Origin of the sequence: Streptomyces boninensis, assembly GCF_048572725.1 — a bacterium.
Classification (GTDB): domain Bacteria; phylum Actinomycetota; class Actinomycetes; order Streptomycetales; family Streptomycetaceae; genus Streptomyces; species Streptomyces boninensis.
In genome coordinates, this window is the sequence record NZ_CP183837.1 from 9,302,943 (window position 1) to 9,320,380 (window position 17,438).

General features: G+C 70.9%; 22 protein-coding genes. 5 read left to right on the forward strand and 17 right to left on the reverse strand.

Features of this window, described 5'->3' with window-relative positions:
- Window positions 1-21: 21 nt before the first annotated feature.
- The 6 genes from ACNNMR_RS41855 to rpmB form a co-directional block, all read right to left on the reverse strand.
- Window positions 22-1,779 carry a discoidin domain-containing protein gene (locus tag ACNNMR_RS41855; RefSeq protein WP_419999989.1) on the reverse strand — a complete coding sequence of 586 codons (1,758 nt, stop codon included), beginning with the start codon at window positions 1,777-1,779 and terminating at the stop codon, window positions 22-24.
- Entirely contained in the window at window positions 1,776-2,861 is a 1,086-nt protein-coding gene (locus ACNNMR_RS41860) for a DUF1996 domain-containing protein (protein ID WP_419999990.1), read from the reverse strand. Before ACNNMR_RS41860 ends, ACNNMR_RS41855 begins: the two co-directional genes overlap by 4 nt.
- Before the next feature lie 16 nt (window positions 2,862-2,877).
- The gene (locus ACNNMR_RS41865; RefSeq protein ID WP_419999991.1) at window positions 2,878-4,689 is read right to left on the reverse strand and encodes a coagulation factor 5/8 type domain-containing protein; all 1,812 of its coding nucleotides are present in this window, start codon (window positions 4,687-4,689) and stop codon (window positions 2,878-2,880) included.
- A gap of 300 nt (window positions 4,690-4,989) precedes the next feature.
- Window positions 4,990-5,160 (reverse strand): 50S ribosomal protein L32, encoded by a 171-nt coding sequence (gene rpmF, locus ACNNMR_RS41870; protein ID WP_419999992.1) that lies wholly within the window; start codon window positions 5,158-5,160, stop codon window positions 4,990-4,992.
- A gap of 12 nt (window positions 5,161-5,172) precedes the next feature.
- Entirely contained in the window at window positions 5,173-5,478 is a 306-nt protein-coding gene (gene rpsN / locus ACNNMR_RS41875) for a 30S ribosomal protein S14 (protein WP_419999993.1), read from the reverse strand.
- Window positions 5,478-5,714 (reverse strand): 50S ribosomal protein L28, encoded by a 237-nt coding sequence (gene rpmB / locus ACNNMR_RS41880; protein ID WP_419999994.1) that lies wholly within the window; start codon window positions 5,712-5,714, stop codon window positions 5,478-5,480. The genes rpsN and rpmB overlap by 1 nt, the downstream gene beginning before the upstream one ends.
- Before the next feature lie 91 nt (window positions 5,715-5,805).
- Between rpmB and rpmG the strand changes: the two genes are divergently transcribed.
- Genes rpmG through rpsR form a run of 4 tightly spaced genes read left to right on the forward strand, consistent with a single transcriptional unit; the run spans window position 5,806 to window position 7,675 of the window.
- Window positions 5,806-5,970: a 50S ribosomal protein L33 gene (rpmG, locus tag ACNNMR_RS41885; protein ID WP_165230397.1), complete on the forward strand. Its 165-nt coding sequence runs from the start codon at window positions 5,806-5,808 to the stop codon at window positions 5,968-5,970.
- A gap of 15 nt (window positions 5,971-5,985) precedes the next feature.
- Window positions 5,986-6,240, forward strand: coding sequence for a type B 50S ribosomal protein L31 (locus tag ACNNMR_RS41890; protein ID WP_419999995.1), 255 nt, complete (start codon window positions 5,986-5,988; stop codon window positions 6,238-6,240).
- Window position 6,241: 1 nt separating this feature from the next.
- The gene (locus tag ACNNMR_RS41895; protein ID WP_419999996.1) at window positions 6,242-7,405 is read left to right on the forward strand and encodes a GTP-binding protein; all 1,164 of its coding nucleotides are present in this window, start codon (window positions 6,242-6,244) and stop codon (window positions 7,403-7,405) included.
- Window positions 7,406-7,438: 33 nt separating this feature from the next.
- Window positions 7,439-7,675, forward strand: coding sequence for a 30S ribosomal protein S18 (rpsR, locus tag ACNNMR_RS41900; protein ID WP_419999997.1), 237 nt, complete (start codon window positions 7,439-7,441; stop codon window positions 7,673-7,675).
- Window positions 7,676-7,709: 34 nt separating this feature from the next.
- On the opposite strand, the gene ACNNMR_RS41905 is transcribed toward rpsR, so the two are convergent.
- Complete coding sequence (locus ACNNMR_RS41905; RefSeq protein WP_419999998.1) at window positions 7,710-8,933, reverse strand: saccharopine dehydrogenase family protein; 1,224 nt, start codon at window positions 8,931-8,933, stop codon at window positions 7,710-7,712.
- A gap of 188 nt (window positions 8,934-9,121) precedes the next feature.
- Here ACNNMR_RS41905 and ACNNMR_RS41910 point away from each other — a divergent pair, with 188 nt between their 5' ends.
- Entirely contained in the window at window positions 9,122-9,436 is a 315-nt protein-coding gene (locus tag ACNNMR_RS41910; RefSeq protein ID WP_419999999.1) for a nuclear transport factor 2 family protein, read from the forward strand.
- A 24-nt stretch (window positions 9,437-9,460) separates the two neighbouring features.
- Here the strand turns inward: ACNNMR_RS41910 and ACNNMR_RS41915 are convergent, their stop codons facing one another.
- From ACNNMR_RS41915 to ACNNMR_RS41960, 10 genes are read right to left on the reverse strand one after another with little or no spacing between them, the layout of a single operon-like run.
- Window positions 9,461-9,865: a cupin domain-containing protein gene (locus ACNNMR_RS41915; RefSeq protein WP_420000000.1), complete on the reverse strand. Its 405-nt coding sequence runs from the start codon at window positions 9,863-9,865 to the stop codon at window positions 9,461-9,463.
- Complete coding sequence (locus ACNNMR_RS41920) at window positions 9,865-10,689, reverse strand: phosphoenolpyruvate hydrolase family protein (RefSeq protein ID WP_420000001.1); 825 nt, start codon at window positions 10,687-10,689, stop codon at window positions 9,865-9,867. Before ACNNMR_RS41920 ends, ACNNMR_RS41915 begins: the two co-directional genes overlap by 1 nt.
- The gene (locus ACNNMR_RS41925; RefSeq protein WP_420000002.1) at window positions 10,679-11,917 is read right to left on the reverse strand and encodes a Tm-1-like ATP-binding domain-containing protein; all 1,239 of its coding nucleotides are present in this window, start codon (window positions 11,915-11,917) and stop codon (window positions 10,679-10,681) included. The genes ACNNMR_RS41920 and ACNNMR_RS41925 overlap by 11 nt, the downstream gene beginning before the upstream one ends.
- Window positions 11,918-11,965: 48 nt before the next feature.
- The gene (locus tag ACNNMR_RS41930) at window positions 11,966-12,730 is read right to left on the reverse strand and encodes an IclR family transcriptional regulator (RefSeq protein ID WP_420000003.1); all 765 of its coding nucleotides are present in this window, start codon (window positions 12,728-12,730) and stop codon (window positions 11,966-11,968) included.
- 36 nt (window positions 12,731-12,766) lie between these two features.
- The gene (locus ACNNMR_RS41935; RefSeq protein ID WP_420000004.1) at window positions 12,767-13,183 is read right to left on the reverse strand and encodes a YbhB/YbcL family Raf kinase inhibitor-like protein; all 417 of its coding nucleotides are present in this window, start codon (window positions 13,181-13,183) and stop codon (window positions 12,767-12,769) included.
- 7 nt (window positions 13,184-13,190) lie between these two features.
- The gene (locus ACNNMR_RS41940; RefSeq protein ID WP_420000005.1) at window positions 13,191-14,009 is read right to left on the reverse strand and encodes an alpha/beta fold hydrolase; all 819 of its coding nucleotides are present in this window, start codon (window positions 14,007-14,009) and stop codon (window positions 13,191-13,193) included.
- Window positions 14,006-14,938: a 3-hydroxyacyl-CoA dehydrogenase NAD-binding domain-containing protein gene (locus tag ACNNMR_RS41945; protein WP_420000006.1), complete on the reverse strand. Its 933-nt coding sequence runs from the start codon at window positions 14,936-14,938 to the stop codon at window positions 14,006-14,008. The genes ACNNMR_RS41940 and ACNNMR_RS41945 overlap by 4 nt, the downstream gene beginning before the upstream one ends.
- Window positions 14,925-15,680: a class II aldolase/adducin family protein gene (locus tag ACNNMR_RS41950; protein ID WP_420000007.1), complete on the reverse strand. Its 756-nt coding sequence runs from the start codon at window positions 15,678-15,680 to the stop codon at window positions 14,925-14,927. Before ACNNMR_RS41950 ends, ACNNMR_RS41945 begins: the two co-directional genes overlap by 14 nt.
- Window positions 15,664-16,263 (reverse strand): amino acid synthesis family protein, encoded by a 600-nt coding sequence (locus ACNNMR_RS41955; RefSeq protein ID WP_420000008.1) that lies wholly within the window; start codon window positions 16,261-16,263, stop codon window positions 15,664-15,666. Before ACNNMR_RS41955 ends, ACNNMR_RS41950 begins: the two co-directional genes overlap by 17 nt.
- 13 nt (window positions 16,264-16,276) lie before the next feature.
- A complete protein-coding gene (locus tag ACNNMR_RS41960; protein ID WP_420000009.1) occupies window positions 16,277-17,428 on the reverse strand; it encodes an FAD-dependent oxidoreductase in 1,152 nt (383 codons plus the stop codon).
- Window positions 17,429-17,438: the final 10 nt, after the last annotated feature.

Here is a 17,438-nt window from a genome sequence, read left to right on the forward strand (position 1 = left end):
GCCATCCGGGCCGCCCCGCGCTCAGGCGTACACGCCCAACTCGTACAGCGAATAGCCCCAACCCGTGCCGCGCTGGGTGCCGTACACCCGCACGTACCGGCCCGAGCCCGAGACATCCAGATCGTCCACCCCGCCATTCCCCGAATCCGTCTCGTGCACGATGGTCCAGCTCTGCCCGTCGTCGGAGACCTGGACCGCGTACGCCTTCGCATACGCCGCCTCCCAGACCAGCTGGACGTGCCGGAAGGACGTCTTCTCGCCGAGGTCCACCTGCACCCACTGCGGGTCCGACCAGTCGCCCGCCCAGCGGCTGGCGAAGTCGCCGTCGACCGCGTCGGCGGCCAGGCAGGGGCAGCCGCCGTACGAGTCGGGCTGTTCGGAGGAGGCCTTTGCCGGTTTGCCGCGGGCGATGTTGGTGCCGTCGACCGGGGGCGGCACCACCTTGATGGAGCGGGTCTCGATGCCCACGTTGCCGTGGCCGTCCTCCGCCCGCAGGTAGACCTTCCACGCGCCGAGCCGGTCGGGTGCGGTCACGGAGAAGGTGCCGTCGGCGTTACGGGTGAACTCCGCCGGTGTCAGCGCCTTGCCGCCGTCGATGTAGTTGCTGTTGACGAGGACCTCGTAGGTGAGCGCGTCCCCGTCGGGGTCCGCCACATCCGCCGAGAGCGTGACCTTACGGCCCGCCGGGACGTTCCCCGCGCTCGCCACTGCCATCCCCGAGATCACCGGGGGAGTGTTGTCGCCGCCCGTATCGCCGCCATAGGCGCGCTTCACCGCGTAATACGAGAGCCGTCGCTTCTTGTCCGGGGTCAGGTTGAACCACACCCCGCCGAAGTCGTTCTCCGTCCCGTAATGGAAGAGCGTGGCGCCGAGAGCGACGCCCCGGTGGCCGGTGATGCACTGCCATGCCGTCGTGTAGCCCTCCGCCTTTGCGGCGTCGGTCGGTTCGTCGGGCACGCCGTTGGCGTCGTCGGGGACCTCCCATTCGCCGGGCGGGCCGGCCTCGGTGATGATGTACGGCCGGTTGTAGCCGCCTTTGTCCCACGCCTCCTGGACGTCGCAGACCGCGCCGTACGCATTGACCGCCAGCAGGTCCAGGTCGGGGGAGTTGCGCTGGTAGTACGGCCAGGCGCCGACCCAGGCGTCCGTCGAGGTCACCGGGTGGTTCGGGTCGACCTCGTGGATCTTCTTCGCGATGTCGTTGACGAAGGTGGTGTACGCATTGCGCTGCCGCTCCAGCTCGTCGCCGCTGAAGCAGTTCTGCAGGCCGAGCACCGACTCGTTGCCGACGTTCCACATCAGCACCCCGGGGTGGTCTTTGTACTCCTGGACCCAGCGCGGGAACTCGGCCAGCATCTTGTCCTTGTAGCCGGTGTCGGTCTCGTAGTTGACGCAGCCGCCGCTGCCCGGGCCGCCGCCGGGCTGCAGCCAGAAGCCGGCCATGACCTTGACGCCGTTGGCCGCGGCGGCGTCGAGCAGCGGCTTGGTGGTGGCGTCGGTGCCCCAGGTGCGGACGGTGTTGGCGCCGAGCGACTTGACGTCGGGCATGTACGACGCCGCCTCGGCGACCGGCGGGCCCCAGGTCAGGCCCTTAACGGTGTACGGCTGGCCGTCGACGGTCAGCTGCCAGTTGCCCTGGGAGCCGGTCACCTTGACGACGCTCGCCGCGGCGGCCGCGGCCGGCTGCGGGGGCAGCGCGGCCGTGGCTCCACCGAGCAGGGTCCCGGCGGCGAGGAGAGCGGGCACCCGCGTGCGGATCTTCCTCAGCGCCCCGGTCATGGCAGCTCGTAATTCTCGTCGAGCGCCGCGCCCGCCTCGGGGTGCGCCTCGTCGTAGCCGCGGGCGTTGCACTGCAGCCCGCCGACCACGCAGTGGTCCACCAGCGCCTTCAGCGTCGCGTCGTCCCACGCGTTGAAGAAGTCGTAGTGGAAGGAGTGCCCGGTGCCGCTGGCCAGCTCGACGCCGCTCATGTCGCCGTTGACGGGGAAGGCCATCTTGAACTCGATCATCGGCAGTGCGACCGGGTGACTGGCCGGGCAGACGTCATTGTTCGTCCCGTCCTTCACCACCGGATACGCCATGTGGCTGCGGTGATCCGGCGCATCCAGATACTTGCCGTCCCAGCAGCTCGGCGCCTGGAAGCGGATGTTGAGCTGGGTGTCGGCGGTGTCGGGGCAGCGCTCGGGGATCTCGGTGTTGAAGTAGCTCTCGCCGCACTCCCAGCCCTCGACGAAGCCGGGGTGGTTACGGAACTCCGCCGCGCTCTGCACCGGGTCGCCGACCACGAAGCGCAGCCCCTTCGGGAACGGGCGGACGCTGGTGTAGTCGGTGACGCCGGTCTTGTAGTAGATGACCTGGTCGCCGACGGGGAGCACCGGCTGGCCGTTCTTGGAGAGGGTGGGCATCCAGTAGCCGGACTTGTCGCCGGGTGCCTTGCAGCGGGTGCCGCCGGCGGCGAGGGAGGCGGTGGTGCTGTGGGCGTCGGTCGTGGTGTTGCCCATGAAGGTGTGGTCGTGGGAACGGCCGGGCTGGCCGGGGTAGACGATCGGGTCGTCCGGCTTGGTGTGGGAGACGGAGCAGTTCGCCTGGAACTCGTGGAAGTAGCGGTGCGGCGGCTCCTTGGCGGAGGGTTCGACGCCGGTGACCGGCGGCTCCGCGGGGATGTAGCCGTCGCCGTCCGGGTCGTCGCCGGAGGCGACAGGGGCGGCTGCGGCGGCGTGTCCGGCGTGGCCGGACGCGGTCTTGCCGCCCGACGACGCGTCGCCGTCGGGTCCGGCCGCCGCGACCGCGCCGAGCGAGCCGACGCACAGGACCAGCGCGAGCGCGGGCAGCAGTAAGGCACGTAAAAGCGATTTCCTCATGGCGGGTCTCCTGCGATCAGGGGTACGAGACGACCTTCGACGGAACGGTGTCGCTCCCCGATGTGGGGGCGCCGTGATCGTTGACGACGTGCGCGTACTGGCCCTTACCGCCGAGCGAGACCACCAGCAGGTGGTGGAACTTGATCCCGGCGCCCGTCGGAGCCGCGAAGCCGTGCTCCTGGATGATCGTGGGGTCGACGTTGTAGTAGCAGTAGCTGCCGAGGCCCCAGCCCTCGTGCTCGGACACCGAGTCGGCGATCTTGTACGCGGCGTACCCGCGCAGGTCGCCGTTCTGGATCGCGGCCTGGTTGGGCGCGTCGTACGCCTTCTCGTTCTGGAAGAAGATCGTCCGGCCGCGCTCGCCGTTCCACTGCACGTCGTACTTGTTGAAGTGCTCCACGAACAGCCCGGTCGCCAGCACGTCGTCGCCGTTGACCACCACCCCGTAGTCGGCCCGGTTGGTCTCCCAGCCGACGCCGTCGCCGTGGTCGGCGCGCCAGACCCAGGTGTGGTCGACGATGGTGTGGTTGCTGTTGATGACCATGCTGGTGGTGGCCTTGCCGGCGCCCGCGCCGCCGATGCGGATGAACACGTCCTGGAGGGTGATCGGGTTGTCCGAGTGCCCGGCGGAGGCACCCTCGGGGCCGATCTCCACCAGCGTCGCGGAGTTCTGCGGTCCCGCGTCGACGAGCAGGCCCGCGAGCCGTACGCCGTCCACGTCCGCCACCTTCAGGGCGGTCGCCCCGCCGTCGGGGATGATGGTGGGATAGCCGATGCCGAGCACGACCGTATTGGCGCGGGTGACCTCGATCGGCGCGTCCACGTGGTAGATGCCGGGGGTGAACAGCAGGTTCTTCCCGTCCGCGAGCGCGGCGTTGATGCTGCCCGCGGTGGCGCCCTCCTTCACGATGTGGAAGTCGGACAGCGGCAGCGACTCGCCCTGCGGGGTGCCGCCGCCCCAGCTGGTGCCGCGGGCGTCGCGGCGCAGCGCGGGCAGGAACACCTTGTACTCGGCGCCGTCCAGGTAGAGGAAGGGCTTCTCGCGGGAGACGGGCGTGGATTGCAGGGTCGTGTACGGCGGATCGGGGAAGGACTGCGCGGGCGCGCCCTCGACGCCGGAGAAGACCATGTTCCAGACGGCGTTGAGCCAGCCGCCGATGGAGCTGTCGCGGGTGTACCACTGCTGCTGCGAGTACGGCTGCACGGTGCCGTCGATGCGGGAGTCGGCGATGTAGCCGCCGCTGGCCCAGCCGTAGCCGGCGGGGGCGAGGTTGAGGTCGCCACGGACGTGCATGCGGCGGAACGGGGCCGCCTGGGAGACGGCGAAGCGGTTGGCGCCGCTGACGGGGCTCAGCGACAGGTTCTCTGCCGACCGCCAGAAGTTCTGCGTCGCGTTGCCGCCGAACCAGCCGGCGTCGACGGTCACGTCGCCGTTGATGTGGGTGTCGTCGGGGGACAGGCCCAGGCCCATGATCGAGGTATAGAAGCCCAGTTGGGCATTGAGCCCGCCGTACGTGCCCGGCTTGAAGAGCAGCGCGAAGCGGCCGCCGCCGAACTGCGCGGACTCCTGCTGCTTGAAGATCTCGTCCAGTTTGGCCTGTATGCCGGGGGTGGCGGGATCGAAGAAGATCACATTGGGGCCGAGATCCGGATCTGCGGTGGGACGGGGCTTCGGCCGGGGGCGGTTCCGGTCGGTGGCCGCCTGGGCCGTGACCGGCGTTCCTGCTACGGCGACCGCGGCTGCCGCGGCCGCGGCGGTCAGGACTTTACGGCGCGACGGGGTGGGTCTGGCGGCGTCTGATGAGCCGCCGGTGGGGGGTGTGCGCATGGAGCTCTCCGTTCATGGTGGGGTCCGCGGGGCGGATGACGGATGGGAGAGCGCTCTCCAACGGGTCGGATAGTTGCGCTTGGGTGCGAGCACGTCAAGAGGGTGCGCAGGAAGTTGAGTTCAGGAATTTGACGGGCCTGTCGTCAGGTGGGGCGGCATCGCGGCTGGACCGTAAAAGTCTCGAACGTGCGGAGGGTGCATTCGCAGACCGCGCCACCGGCAGGGCCCGTCTGCCGCGACTCTCGGATGAGAGCCGCGGCCGACGGGCCCCGTGCGCTGCCTGCGTCCGTCCGCTGCGCCTCAGTCCTCAGGGCGCAGCAGGCCGCGCTGGTACGCCCTGGCCAGGCGCGGCGGCACCCGGTAGGTGGAGCCGTCGACCGTGATGGGCACCAGCTGCGGCGCGGTGGCCTTCCACTGGGCGCGGCGGTGGCGGGTGTTGCTGCGGGAGAGCTTGCGCTTGGGTACGGCCATGGCGGGGTCCTTTCACCAGCTCGACTTGCGGACGCCGGGGAGGTTTCCGGCGTGGGCGTGGACGCGGAGGTTGATCCGGGAGAGGCCGAAGGCGCGCTGGTAGCCGCGGGGGCGGCCGTCGATGGCATCGCGGTTGCGGACTCGGGTGGGGCTGGCGTCGCGCGGCTGGGCGCGCAGCTCGCGCTGGGCGGCCGAGCGCTCTTCGGGCGGGGTCGATGGCCTGCGGATGAGTTCCTTCAGCTCCGCCCGGCGGGCGGCGTAACGGGCGACGACGGCCCGGCGCTTGGCGTCCTTGGCGATCTTGCTGGTCTTGGCCATCAGATCTTCTCCCCGCGGGCGCGCATCTTCGCCACGGCCCGCTCGATGCCCATCGCGTCGATGGCCTTGATGCCCTTGGTGCTGAGGGTGAGCCGGATGTGGCGGCCCTCGCTGGGCAGCCAGTAGCGCTTGCGCTGGATGTTCGGGTCGAAGCGGCGCCGGGTGCGGCGGTGCGAGTGGGAGATGGCGTTGCCGAAGCCGGGCGTGCGTCCGGTCAGCTGGCATCGGGCGGACATGTGCGGGTTCCTTCCACGTGGGGTTGGCGGCATCAGGTGACGCCGACACCCTACCTGATAATGAAAACCGTGTTCATGTATGCTGTCGGGCATGGCCAGCAACGAACTGCGTCCGGTGATCAAACTCCGTTCCACCGCGGGCACCGGCTTCACCTACGTCACCCGTAAGAACCGCCGCAACGACCCCGACCGGCTGCAGCTGCGCAAGTACGACCCGGTCGCCGGCCGGCACGTGATGTTCCGCGAAGAGCGCTGAAAGGAACCGACCGACATGAAGCCCGGCATCCACCCCGCGTACCGTCCCGTCGTCTTCCGCGACCGGTCCGCCGGCTTTGCCTTCCTCACCCGGTCCACCGCCACCAGCGAGCAGACCATCGCCTGGGAGGACGGCCGCAACTATCCCGTCATCGATGTGGAGATCTCCTCCGCGAGCCACCCCTTCTACACCGGCCGGGCCAAGGTCCTCGACGCCGCCGGTCGGGTGGAGCGCTTCGAGCGTCGCTACGGGCGGCAGCAGGAGAGCTGACATGGGGAAGCTGGAGAAGAAGGCGGCGCCGGTGCCGGTCGTGATCGTCGCCGGGCTGCACAGCGAGGCGCGTACGCAGGCCGTCCAGCAGCTGCTGCGTGCGGTGCCCGGCGCCGTCGCCGTCCACCACGATCTGCGCGCGCCCGAGGACGGCCGGGTGCTGCGCACCGTGCGCGACGCGGCCGGGGTGCGGGAGCGGGGGCGGCCGCGGATGCGGTCCGACTGCACCTGCTGTGCCGTACGCGACGACCTGGTGCCCACGCTGCTGTCGCTCATCGGCGGGGCGTATCCGCTGATCGTCGTCGACCTGTGGGACGCGGTGGAGCCGCGCGGCATCGCCGAGTTGATCGCGAACGCGCCGGCCGGAAGCGTCGAGCTGGTCGGGGTGGTCACCGCCGTCGACACCGACTCGCTGCTGCCGTTTCTCACCTGCGGCGACGACCTCGCGGAGCAGGGCCTGGCGCTCGGGCCCGGGGACCGGCGTACGGTCGCCGACACCTTCGCCCGGCAGCTCGAGTACCCGCCGGTGCTGGCTGTCGGCTGCGCCGGGGCGGCCGAGCCGGCCGACGCCGTGCTGCTGGAGCAGCTGCACGGCACCGCGCGGCGGCATCGGCTCGGCTCGGCCGGGCTGGTGCGGGCGGCGCTGACCGGCTTCGATGCCGACGCGGCCGCGGAGCGGCAGCATCCGGCGTGTGCGTTGCTGCCGCAGGAGGCGTATGCCTTCGGGGTGGGCACGCTCGTCTGGCAGCGCCGCCGGCCGCTGCATCCCGGGCGGCTTTACGCGGCGCTTGAGGACATCACCTGCGCCGCGGTGCGCAGCCGCGGCCGTGTCTGGCTCGCCGACCGGCCGGACACCCTGCTGTCCTGGGACGCCACCGGCGGGGCGCTGTGCATCGAGCAGGCGGGACCGTGGCTGGCCGCGCTGCCGGACGCCGCCTGGGCGGTCGAGCCGCCCGCCCGCACCGTATCCGCGGCCCTGGACTGGCATCCCGAACACGGCGACCGCGCCCAGCACCTGACCTTCACCGGCCCGGACCTCGACCGCGCGGAACTGCTGCGGCTGCTGGACTCCTGCCTGCTCACCGACGCCGAATACGAGGCCGGTCATGCCGCCTGGCGCAGCCTGTCCACCGCCTTCGACGAACTGCTCGGCACGCCCGCCTGACCGAACCACGCACACCTTGAGAGGCCTCGCCCCATGCACCACGTCCGCAAGCCGCCGCGCCGCCCCAAGCAGAATCCGCTGAAGGCCGCCGGCATTACGTACATCGACTACAAGGACACCGCCCTGCTGCGGAAGTTCATCTCCGACCGCGGCAAGATCCGCAGCCGCCGGGTGACCGGCGTGACCGTCCAGCAGCAGCGCGACCTCGCGCGCGCCATCAAGAACGCCCGGGAGATGGCGCTGCTGCCATACGCGTCCAAGCCCAAGTAGCCAGGCCCGCGCCGGTCCGGATGCCCACGTCCGGTCAGTGCTGCTCGCGCAGCCCCCACGGCGAGCCGTACGTGCCGAGCAGGTCGAGGAACGGCCGGGGCGGCAGGGCCTCGGGGCCGAGGACGCCGGTGGCCTTCCACTGGCCGCCGGCGATCAGTTCGAGGGCGATCACCGGGTTGATGGCGGTCTGCCAGAGGACGGCCTGGGAGCCGTATTCGCGCATTGACCAGGCGTTGTCGACGACGTGGTACAGGTACACCTCGCGTGCGGCGCCGTTCTTTGTTCCCTTGACCCAGGTGCCTGCGCAGGTCTTGCCCGTCATGCGGTCGCCCAGCGTCGCCGGGTCGGGGAGGCAGGCCGCGACGACGTCCCGTGGGGAGACCTCGGCCGGTCCGTCCTTGCCGGGGACGGTGACCCTCGCCGTGGAGTCGAGGCCCAGCTCGTGGAGGGTCCTCAGCTTGGCGATGAAGTCGTCGCCGAGGCCGTACTTGAACGTCACGCGGCGCGCGTCCACCCAGCGGGGGATCAGGAGGACCTCCTCGTGCTCGACATTCACGCACTCGACCGGGCCGATGCCGTCGGGGAAGTCGAAGACCTCCGGCTCGCTGAAGGGGGCCGTGGTGAACCAGCCGCGGCCCTTCTCGTAGACCACGGGCGGGTTGAGGCACTCCTCGATGGTGGTCCAGATGCTGAAGGAGGGGGCGAAGTCGTAGCCCGCTATGGTCAGGTTCGCGCCATCGCGTACGCCGATCTCCTCGATCTCGTCGAAGAGTTCGTCGGCCGCGTAGCGCGCGAATACGTCCGACAGCCCCGGCTCGACGCCCATGCCGACCAGGGCGAGGCGACCGGCGCGCTCCCAGGACGCGGCCTGCGCGAACTGCTCGTCGCCGAGCTTCACCCCGCACTGCTCGTACGGCGCGGTCGGGTGTGGCGCGGAGAGCGACATCGCCATGTCGAGGTAGTGGGTGCCCGCTTCGCGCGCGGCGGTGAACAGCGGCATCACGAAGCGCGGATCGGTCGCGTTGAGCAGCGCGTCGCAGCGTTCCTCCGTGAGAAGGGCCCGGACCGCCGCCTCGTCGGTGGCATCCACGCGGCGCGCGGTGAAGCGGCACCCGTGCTCGCCCAGCGCGGCGACGGCCGCTTCGGCGCGGGCCAGGTTGTAGTCGGCGACGACCATGTGGGACAGGAAGTCACGGCGAGCCGCGATCCGGGTGGCGGCGGTTCCGACGCCGCCCGCCCCCACGAGTAGTACGCGCATGGCACACCCCTTTCGTCGAGACGGACCCGCGGGCGGGCGCCCGGGGGCTGCGACCGATCCTCGCGCATCGCATGGCGCCTTACGAAGAGCGGCGACGACGCTCGTACGGCCCAGTGCGGAGGCGGCCGGCCGGGTGAAGCTCAGCCCCTGCGCGACCGCGGTCACGCCGACAGGGGAAGGCAGACGCCATGTCCGCTCCACACAACCCCGCCGTCCGCGCCTTGGTCGACGCCGTCAACCGCGGCGACCGCGACGCCTTCCTCGCCCTCCTCACCCCTGACGCCGAGCTCACCGACGACGGCACGACGCGGGAGCTGGAGGACTGGATCGACCGCGAGATCTTCACCAGCAACGGCCACATGGACGTCCACCGGCAGAACGGCGACGGCACCGACCTGACGGTCCGCTATCGCAACGACACCTGGGGCGAGATGAACACCCGCTGGCATTTCACGCTCACCGACGACGGCAAGATCAGCCGGATCGAGACCGGGCAGGCGTGACGCCTGGGGCATGCCTTCCCCAGGTCAACGCGCCCAGGTCGGCGCCTGCCCCGGCGCCAGCTCGGCGAAGTCGGGTACGGTCCTGAGCGCGTTCTCGGCGCCGCCGGGCGTGTAGGTGGCGATGAGGCGCAGTGGGCGCCAGCCGGTGTTGTGGGTCGAGTGCAGGGTGCCCTTCGGGATCCAGATGGCGTCGCCCGCCTTCACGGTGAATGCCGGGTCGTCGCCGACGGTCTGCACGCCTTCGCCCTCGATGACGTAAAGGATCTCGTCGGCGTCCGGGTGCTCGTGGCGGTCATGGCCCTTGTTCGGGTTGATGACTACCTCGCCGAGCGTCGAGGTCGCCTGGGGGACGGACTCCGGCGTCACATGCCACTTGATCGCGCCCCAGTCGAAGACCATGGTGGGCAGGGAATCCGGTTCGCGGTGCATCAGTTGTCTCCCAGCTTCTTGAAGGCGTGCACTTGGCCCGCGATGGCGCGTTCCGTGGGCAGCCGTTCCATCGACGAGGCGCCGAAGAAGCCGGCGATGCCCTCGGTCCGGCCGAGGACGTAGCGGACGTCCTCCGGCTCGGCGAGCGGGCCGCCATGGCAGAGCACGTGGATGGACGGATTGACGGCCACGGCGGCGTCGCGCATCTCCTGGATGCGCTCGGCGGCCTCGTCCAGGCTGATCGCCGTCTTGGCGCCGATGCTGCCCTTTGTCGTCAGGCCGAGGTGCGGGACGAGGATGTCGGCGCCGGCCTGCGCCATGGCGGTGGCCTGGGCGGGGTCGAAGACATACGGGGCGGTGAGCAGGTCGCGTTCCGCGGCGAGTCTGATCATTTCGACTTCGAGGCCGAAACCCATGCCGGTCTCCTCGAGGTTGGCGCGGAAGACGCCGTCGATGAGGCCGACGGTGGGGAAGTTCTGCACGCCGGTGAAGCCGAGCGCGCGCAGCTCGTCCAGGAACCACGGCATGCGGCGGAACGGATCGGTGCCGCAGACCCCGGCCAGCACCGGTGTGGACTCGATGATCGGCAGTACTTCGTTCGCCATCTCCAGCACGATCGCGTTCGCGTCGCCGTACGGCAGCAGCCCGGCCAGGGAGCCGCGCCCGGCCATCCGGAACCGGCCGGAGTTGTAGATGATCAACAGGTCCACGCCGCCCGCCTCGGCGGCCTTGGCGGACAGCCCGGTGCCGGCGCCGGCACCGATGATCGGCCGCCCCGCCTCGAGTTGGCTGCGGAACCCGGCGAGGGCCTGGTCACGGTTCATTGCGCGTCCCTTGGATGAGTCGGTGCAGGTGGTCGGCCGCCGACGTGGCGAAGGCGGGGTCATTGATGTGCCGGTCGGATTCGACGACGTCGACGGGGCTGCCGGCGACGCCGGCGAGGGCGGCGGCGACCACCGCGGCGTCCGCCTCCGGGTCCCAGAACGGGCCGTCCGGGGCGTCGGCGGCCGAGAGTCCGCCGCGCGGCACGTGCAGCGCGGCAGGGCCGCTGGCGGCGGCGAGCTTCTTGCCGAGCGTGGCGCCGATCTCGGCGGCCTCGGCGGCGCTGGTACGCATCAGCGTCACCGCGTCGTTGTGGACGAGCAGGGTGCGGTCCGCGAACTGCTGCGGGACGGTGCTGCGCGGACCGAAGTTGACCATGTCGAGAGCGCCGAGGCTGACCACCTGCGGCACCCCGGCCGCGGCCGCGGCGGTGAGCCGGTCGGGCCCTGCCGTCAGCACGCCACCGACGAGCTCGTCGGCCAGCTCCGTCGTCGTCAGGTCGAGCACGCCCGCGAGGTGCCCGTCCGCGATGAGCGACTCCATGGTGCGGCCGCCGGAGCCGGTGGCGTGGAAGACCAGCACCTCGTAGCCGAGCTCCTCCAGCCGCTGCCGGGCGGTGTTGACGGCCGGTGTCGTCACGCCGAACATCGACGCCGCGACGAGCGGCTTGTCCTGCGGCCGCGCGTCGGCCGCCTGCCGGGCCTCGTACGCGCCGGCCATCCCGGCGATCGCACCGGCCGCATTGGAGAGGATCTGCCGCGAGATCGAGTTGACCCCGGCGACGTCGACGACGCTGTACATGAGCGTGACATCGGTGGTGCCGACGTACGCGGAGACGTCACCCGCGGCCATGGTCGAGACCAGGAGCTTCGGCAGTCCTACGGGCAGTGCCCGCATCACGGTCGCGGCGATGGACGAGCCGCCGCTGCCGCCCAGGGCGAGCACGCCGCTGAGCCGGCCGCGGGCGTGCAGGTCCTGGGCCACCGCCCGGGCGCCCGCCGCCATCGCGGCCAGAGCGTGCCCTCGGTCGCCGCGGGTCCGCAGCGCCTCCAGCGTCGTGCCCGCGGCCTCCGCGACGGCGGAGGCGCCTAAGTCGGGTTCGAGTCCCGGCGGTCCCAGCACGCCGGTGTCGACCAGCACGACCTCCAGCCCGTGGGCGACGACGAGGTCGCGGACGAACGCGTACTCCTGGTGCTTGGTGTCCAGGGTCCCCACCAATATGACGGCCATGCCCGAACCGTTACCCACATACTCGGGCCACTATCGAGGAGCCGCCCCTCAATGCCGCCAGGTGCTCAGCGACTCGGACAGCTCCGCCGCGCCGGCGATGACCCGCTCCGTGATGTACTCCGACCGCTCGCCGTCGATGCGGAATTGGGGACCCGCGACGGTCACCGTGGCCAGCACCCGGCCGCCCACCGTGATCGGTGCGGCGACGGCCCAGACGCCCTCGTCGACCTCCGCCTCACTCTTCGACCAGCCCTGGCCGGCGATGGCGGGGACCTCGGCCAGCACCGCGTCCTGTTCGGACTGCGGCGGCGCCGGGCGGAGCCGGTCGAAGTAGCGCTGTGCCCAGGTCTCGCCCATGGAGGCCAGCAGCAGCTTCGGGCCCGCGCCGCGGTGCAGGCTCATGATCTGGCCGGGTTCGAAGGACAGCCGGATCGTGTGCTCCGGCTGGCTCATCTCCACGCAGGTCGCGAAGTCACCCACCCGCCGGATCACCAGCGCGGCCTCGCCGGTGTCCTTCGACAGCCGCTCGACCAGCGGGCGCAGGACCTGTGAGACGGGGAAGGCCTGTTCGGCGCTGCGGCCCAGCAGCAGTACGCGCGGCGACAGCACATACGTGCCGCGGCCGGTGTCCTCGGCCAGGTCCATCTCCCGCAGGAGTGAGACGAACCGGTAGGCGGACGGGACCGAGATCCCGACGGAGTGCGCGATCTCCTCCACGCTCAGCTCCGGCCCCTTCTCGGTGAAGAGGAGAAGGACCTTCAACAGCCGCCTGGCGCTGTCGACGCCGGGGGTTCGCTCCTGCCCGTCTGGCACGATGCGTTCGCCTTTCTGTGGTGGTGGCCGGGTGCGTCAGGTGGAGAAGGTACCGACGAGCCGGTTCTGCTCGATGATGTGGGGGCCGTACGTGGTGAGGAACTCCTCCCGCGACGGCTCGCCGGATACGACGGTGTCGAGGGCGTAAACCCAGAAATAGTAGTGATGGGTGCCGTGCCCGGGAGGCGGCTGCGGGCCCATGTACGCCTTGTCCCCGGTCACCTTGGTGGTGGCCGGGTCGATGCCGTAGACCACCCAGTGCGTGAAGCCGTGCGGCAGCGGCGCGTCCGGGTCGTGCATGATCAGCGCGAGTTCCGCGGTGCCCGCGGGTACGCCGGTGATCTCGATCTCGGGTGCGGTGTTGCCGCGGTCGGCGGCGTGCCGGTCCGGCATCCGCTCGCCGGGGCCGAAGCTGGTGGCGGTGACGGCCAGGTCCTTGATGTTCAGGGGCATGGTTCTCTCAGTTCCTCTCGAGCATGCGGATGATCTCGTCGGCGACGGCCCGCGGGTCCTCCTCCGGTACGTAGTGGTCGAGCCCGGGGAGCTCCACCGCGCGGAAGTCGGGGCGCAGTTCGCGGGTGGCGGCGAACGCCTCCGGGGAGACGATCGCGCTGTGCTCTCCCCGCAGCAGGGTCACGGGGACCGCGATGTCCCGCGTCTCCGCCGCGAAGTCGTGCCGCAGCCCTTCGACGGTCCGGGCCATCGCGCGCGGGTCGGCGAGCGGCCGCAGACCGCCGCCGGCCATGGCGTAGCCGTACCGCAGGCGGCGTTCGACCGCGTCGGCGGGCAGCAGCGGGTACCGCCCCTTCAGATACGCCCGTACGTCGGCGGGTGAGTCGAAGGTGCGGTCCCCGCCGCGCACCCGCGTATCGAGCGCGTCCAGCACGCCGGGCTCGACGAACGGCGTGTAGTCGACCGCCACCACGCCCGCGACGACGGCGGGGGAGCGGGCGCCGAGCACCACGGCGTTGCGGGCGCCGAGGGAGTGTCCGGCCACCACCACCGGGCCGCAGTCGCGCTCGCGGATCAGGGCGAGCACATCGGCGCAGTACTCCGCGGCGCCATACCCGGAGGCGGGTTTGGAGCTGCGGCCGTGGCCGCGCTGGTCGACGGCGATGGTACGTACCGTGCCGCTGCCGAGGGCGTCCACGACCGCATCCCAGACCCCCAGGCTGGCGGTCGTGCCGTGCAGCAGGACGACCGCGGGCCCGGTGCCCGCGTCACGGACGCACAGCTCGACTTCCCCGTTACGGACGTACTCCAACTCCACGTCCGTCACACCGGCTTGATCGCGGAGAGCGCCTTGCGGACGCTCACCAGCCCGGCGATGATGTCCGCCCGCTTGGCGGCCACCTCGCCGTCGCCGTACTCGTAGAGCCCGCCGCCGGTCTTCATGCCGAGCTTGCCCTCGGCGGTCAGGTCGGTGACGAGGGAGGAGACGCCGGCTTCATTGGACAGGTCGCGGTTGAGGTACGAGCCCACGGCCTCATAGATGTCGAGGCCCGCCATGTCCACCAGCCGCATCGGGCCGATGACCGCGAGCTTGTAGCCGATGCCCCACTTGACCGCCGTGTCCAGGTCCTTCTGGGAGACCACGCCCTCCTCGACCAGGGCCATGCACTCGCGCAGCACCGCGTAGAGCACCCGGTTCTCGACGAAGCCCGGCACCTCCTTCTCCACTACGGCCTCGTAGCCGAACCCCTCGACCATGCCGACGAGCCGCTCCTCGATCGCGGGGTCGGTGTGCTCGCCCTTCACCACCTCGATCATGGGGATGAGATGCGGGGGGTTGGACCAGTGCATGCCGATGAGGCGCTCGGGGTGGGCCATGTCCACGGCCATGTCCGAGATCGGGATGCCGGAGGTGTTGGTCGCGATGATGACGTCGTCGCGTACGGCGGCCTCGACCTGCGCGAGGACGGTCTTCTTCAGGTCTAGCTTCTCCGGCACCGCCTCGATGACGAGGTCGACGCCGTCGAGGGCCTTGGCCTGGTCGCGTTCGAAGGTGACGGAGCCGCCGGCCGTGAGGGGGACGTCGAGCTGGTCGAGGTGGGTGACGATGCCGGCGCAGATCCCCTCCGCCCGCGCCAGGGCCTCCGCGCTCACGTCGTTGAGCCGGACGTCGGATCCGTAACGGGCGAGCAGTGCCGCGATGCCGGGACCCATGCTCCCCGAGCCGATGACGGCGATGGTCTTAGGAATAGTCATGGTGATTCCCTTCGTGACGGTCGAGCTTGCGGTTGAAGTACATCCAGTAGTTGTCGCGCGCCCGCTCGGGGTAGATGCGGCGGTTCTTCTCGACGCTCTCCGCCGGATCCGGTGACTCGTACGGCAGGCCGGACGCGGCGAGCGCCAGCTGGAAGGTCGCGGCCTTTTCGAGGAAGATCCCGGCCAGGGTGGCGTCGCGGACGCTGCTGCCGACGAACGAGGCGCCGTGGTTGGCCTGCAGCACCGCATCGGCGTTGCCGAGGGTCTGGGCCAGGGCCTTGCCCAGCTCCACGGTGGTGATGATGTGGCTGGTCTCGGCGAAGCGCGGCACGCCGTGCTCGGCGAACCAGACGCCGTGGTTGTTGACGGGCTGCAGGGTGGCGGTGCTGGCGCCGAAGACGGTGGCCTGGAACGGGTGCGAGTGGCCGACGACATGGACGTCAGGCCGGGCCAGCATGATCTCGGCGTGCAGCGGCCACTCCAGGTGGCGCAGCCCCTGGCCCTCCAGCACATTGCCGTCGAAGTCGATGAGGATGTAGTCCTCCGCCCGCACCTCCTCCATGCCGAGGTTGCCGCGCTTGAGCCAGAGCCCGCGGCCGTGCGGATCGCGGTAGGACAGGTGGCCCATCGACATGTCGCCGTGGCCCTCCAGCTCCAGGATCCGGTGCGCCCGGGCGAGGTTGTCCAGGACGTTGGCGATGGAGTCGTCCTGGGAGTACAGGGCGTCACTGTGCTGCTGCATGGGAAATCTCCTCTACGGTCAGGCCGCCGACGCGCTCGTGCACCCGGCCACCGGTGGCGACGGCCACGCAGATGAACAGCTCGTCCGGGCGCGGCACATCGGGTACGGACACGGTGGCGGCGTCGTAGTGCGAGCGGACGTACAGCTCGTCCTTGTAGGCCAGCGGAATGTCGAGGCTCGCGCCGGCGGCGGCGGTCTTGGTCGCCGACGAGATCCAGGCCGCGCCGCCGCCCACCGCCGCGCGCAGCGCGTCGCCGAAGACCGTGGTGACGCAGGCGACGACGTGCTCCTGTTCGCCGGCCAGTCCCGCCAGGCCCCCCTTTCCGTAACTCTGCACCTCGCGGCCGCCGAGCAGTGCGGCGGCCCGGCTGCCGAGTGCCGTCCCCAGCGCGGCGCTCGGCTCGGTGAGTACGGACAGATCGTCGGCGTACCGGCCGGCGAACGGGTTCTTGATGACGACGCCGGAGACCGCCTTGAGCAGCGGCGGTCCGGCCACCGGGCCGTTCTCGTGCAGGGTTTCCTCGACCAGGCCGACCCAGCGGCGGACCTGGTAGTCCTTGGTCACCTGCTCCTCGGGGGTCATCTGACTCATCTCCTCAGCCCTGCGCGAGCGTCAGGGCGTGGCGGTTGGGGTTGGTCGGGTCGTACAGGGCGGTCTCGAGGTTCTCGAGGGTGAACTGACTGCCCTCGGCCATCCGGCGGCTGGCGGCGAAGCCGGCGGAGCGCTGCTGGCAGCGGTCGGTGATCGGCCGCTCCAGCTGCTCCCAGCGGGCCAGCGCCTCCTCCAGCTCACCGTCGGCGGCCTCGGTGGCCGCGACGGCGAGGGTGTACGCGTTGGCCATCGCGCAGCCCGCGCCCTGGGCGAGCGCCGGAGGCATGGCATGCGCCGAATCGCCGACCAGGGCCACGGCGCCGCGCCGCCATTCCTCGACGACGGTGGTCTCGTAGCCGTAGTAGCGCGGGTCCTTGGCGGTCGCCGCGGCCTCCAGTACGGGGGTGAGCTCCGGGTACGCGGTGGTCCACAGGTCCAGGTCGATCGGCGTCCGGCTGCCCTGTTCGTCGGCCCTCGGGGCGCCCAGGGCGATGTAGAGCTCGCGGTCGTTGCAGGGCACGTAGAGCACCCGCAGATAGCGGGGGTCGAGGTTCCAGAAGTCGATAACGTTGTCCCACTGGCCGGGGCCGAGCTCGGCCCGCCGCCGCGGGACGAGGAACCGGGTGATCCCGTCGCGGGACTTCGAGCGCTCCTGCTCGAACCCGATCGAGTCGCGGACCCTCGACTTCACCCCGTCGGCGCCGATGACGAGGTCGGCATCGAGCAGGTGACCGGAGGCGAGGGTGAGCCGCCCGCGGGGGTCGGCGGCGACCACCTCCGAGCCGGTGCGGATCTCCACCCCGGCCTCGACCGCCGTGTCCAGCAGCGACTTGTGCAGGTGCGGCCGGGTCATGGTGCGCCAGGGCATGCCGCCGAAGTCCTCGTGGGACATGCTGTCGTGCTGGAAGCGGGTTTCGTAGTAGGGCGGGGTCATCGAGTCGGCCATCGCCCGGTCGTAGGCGCCGATCGCCTTGAGGACCTTCAGGCTGTTGTGCCAGAGGACGATGCCCGCACCCTGTTCGCGCAGCTCCGCGCCCTTCTCATGGACCCGTACCGTCCAGCCGCGCTGGGCGAGTGCGATGGCGGCGGTGAGGCCGGCGAACCCCGCGCCGGAGATTTCGGCGTGGCGGCCGTGCTTTTCAACCGTGGTGTTCATAGCTCCGCTT

Excerpts from the sequence above, each read along its gene's own strand:
- ACNNMR_RS41855 (WP_419999989.1), bottom strand. The coding sequence starts at position 1,779 with ATGACCGGGGCGCTGAGGAAGATCCGCACGCGGGTGCCCGCTCTCCTC.
- rpmF (WP_419999992.1), bottom strand. The coding sequence starts at position 5,160 with ATGGCCGTACCCAAGCGCAAGCTCTCCCGCAGCAACACCCGCCACCGC.
- rpmG (WP_165230397.1), top strand. The coding sequence starts at position 5,806 with ATGGCCAGCAACGAACTGCGTCCGGTGATCAAACTCCGTTCCACCGCG.
- ACNNMR_RS41935 (WP_420000004.1), bottom strand. The coding sequence starts at position 13,183 with ATGCCCCTGAACATCAAGGACCTGGCCGTCACCGCCACCAGCTTCGGC.
- ACNNMR_RS41945 (WP_420000006.1), bottom strand. The coding sequence starts at position 14,938 with ATGACTATTCCTAAGACCATCGCCGTCATCGGCTCGGGGAGCATGGGT.
- ACNNMR_RS41955 (WP_420000008.1), bottom strand. The coding sequence starts at position 16,263 with ATGACCCCCGAGGAGCAGGTGACCAAGGACTACCAGGTCCGCCGCTGG.
- rpmB (WP_419999994.1), bottom strand. The coding sequence starts at position 5,714 with ATGTCCGCCCGATGCCAGCTGACCGGACGCACGCCCGGCTTCGGCAAC.
- ACNNMR_RS41865 (WP_419999991.1), bottom strand. The coding sequence starts at position 4,689 with ATGCGCACACCCCCCACCGGCGGCTCATCAGACGCCGCCAGACCCACC.
- ACNNMR_RS41905 (WP_419999998.1), bottom strand. The coding sequence starts at position 8,933 with ATGCGCGTACTACTCGTGGGGGCGGGCGGCGTCGGAACCGCCGCCACC.
- ACNNMR_RS41960 (WP_420000009.1), bottom strand. The coding sequence starts at position 17,428 with ATGAACACCACGGTTGAAAAGCACGGCCGCCACGCCGAAATCTCCGGC.
- ACNNMR_RS41915 (WP_420000000.1), bottom strand. The coding sequence starts at position 9,865 with ATGCACCGCGAACCGGATTCCCTGCCCACCATGGTCTTCGACTGGGGC.
- ACNNMR_RS41920 (WP_420000001.1), bottom strand. The coding sequence starts at position 10,689 with ATGAACCGTGACCAGGCCCTCGCCGGGTTCCGCAGCCAACTCGAGGCG.
- ACNNMR_RS41910 (WP_419999999.1), top strand. The coding sequence starts at position 9,122 with ATGTCCGCTCCACACAACCCCGCCGTCCGCGCCTTGGTCGACGCCGTC.
- ACNNMR_RS41895 (WP_419999996.1), top strand. The coding sequence starts at position 6,242 with ATGGGGAAGCTGGAGAAGAAGGCGGCGCCGGTGCCGGTCGTGATCGTC.
- ACNNMR_RS41890 (WP_419999995.1), top strand. The coding sequence starts at position 5,986 with ATGAAGCCCGGCATCCACCCCGCGTACCGTCCCGTCGTCTTCCGCGAC.
- ACNNMR_RS41925 (WP_420000002.1), bottom strand. The coding sequence starts at position 11,917 with ATGGCCGTCATATTGGTGGGGACCCTGGACACCAAGCACCAGGAGTAC.
- ACNNMR_RS41950 (WP_420000007.1), bottom strand. The coding sequence starts at position 15,680 with ATGCAGCAGCACAGTGACGCCCTGTACTCCCAGGACGACTCCATCGCC.
- rpsN (WP_419999993.1), bottom strand. The coding sequence starts at position 5,478 with ATGGCCAAGACCAGCAAGATCGCCAAGGACGCCAAGCGCCGGGCCGTC.
- ACNNMR_RS41860 (WP_419999990.1), bottom strand. The coding sequence starts at position 2,861 with ATGAGGAAATCGCTTTTACGTGCCTTACTGCTGCCCGCGCTCGCGCTG.
- rpsR (WP_419999997.1), top strand. The coding sequence starts at position 7,439 with ATGCACCACGTCCGCAAGCCGCCGCGCCGCCCCAAGCAGAATCCGCTG.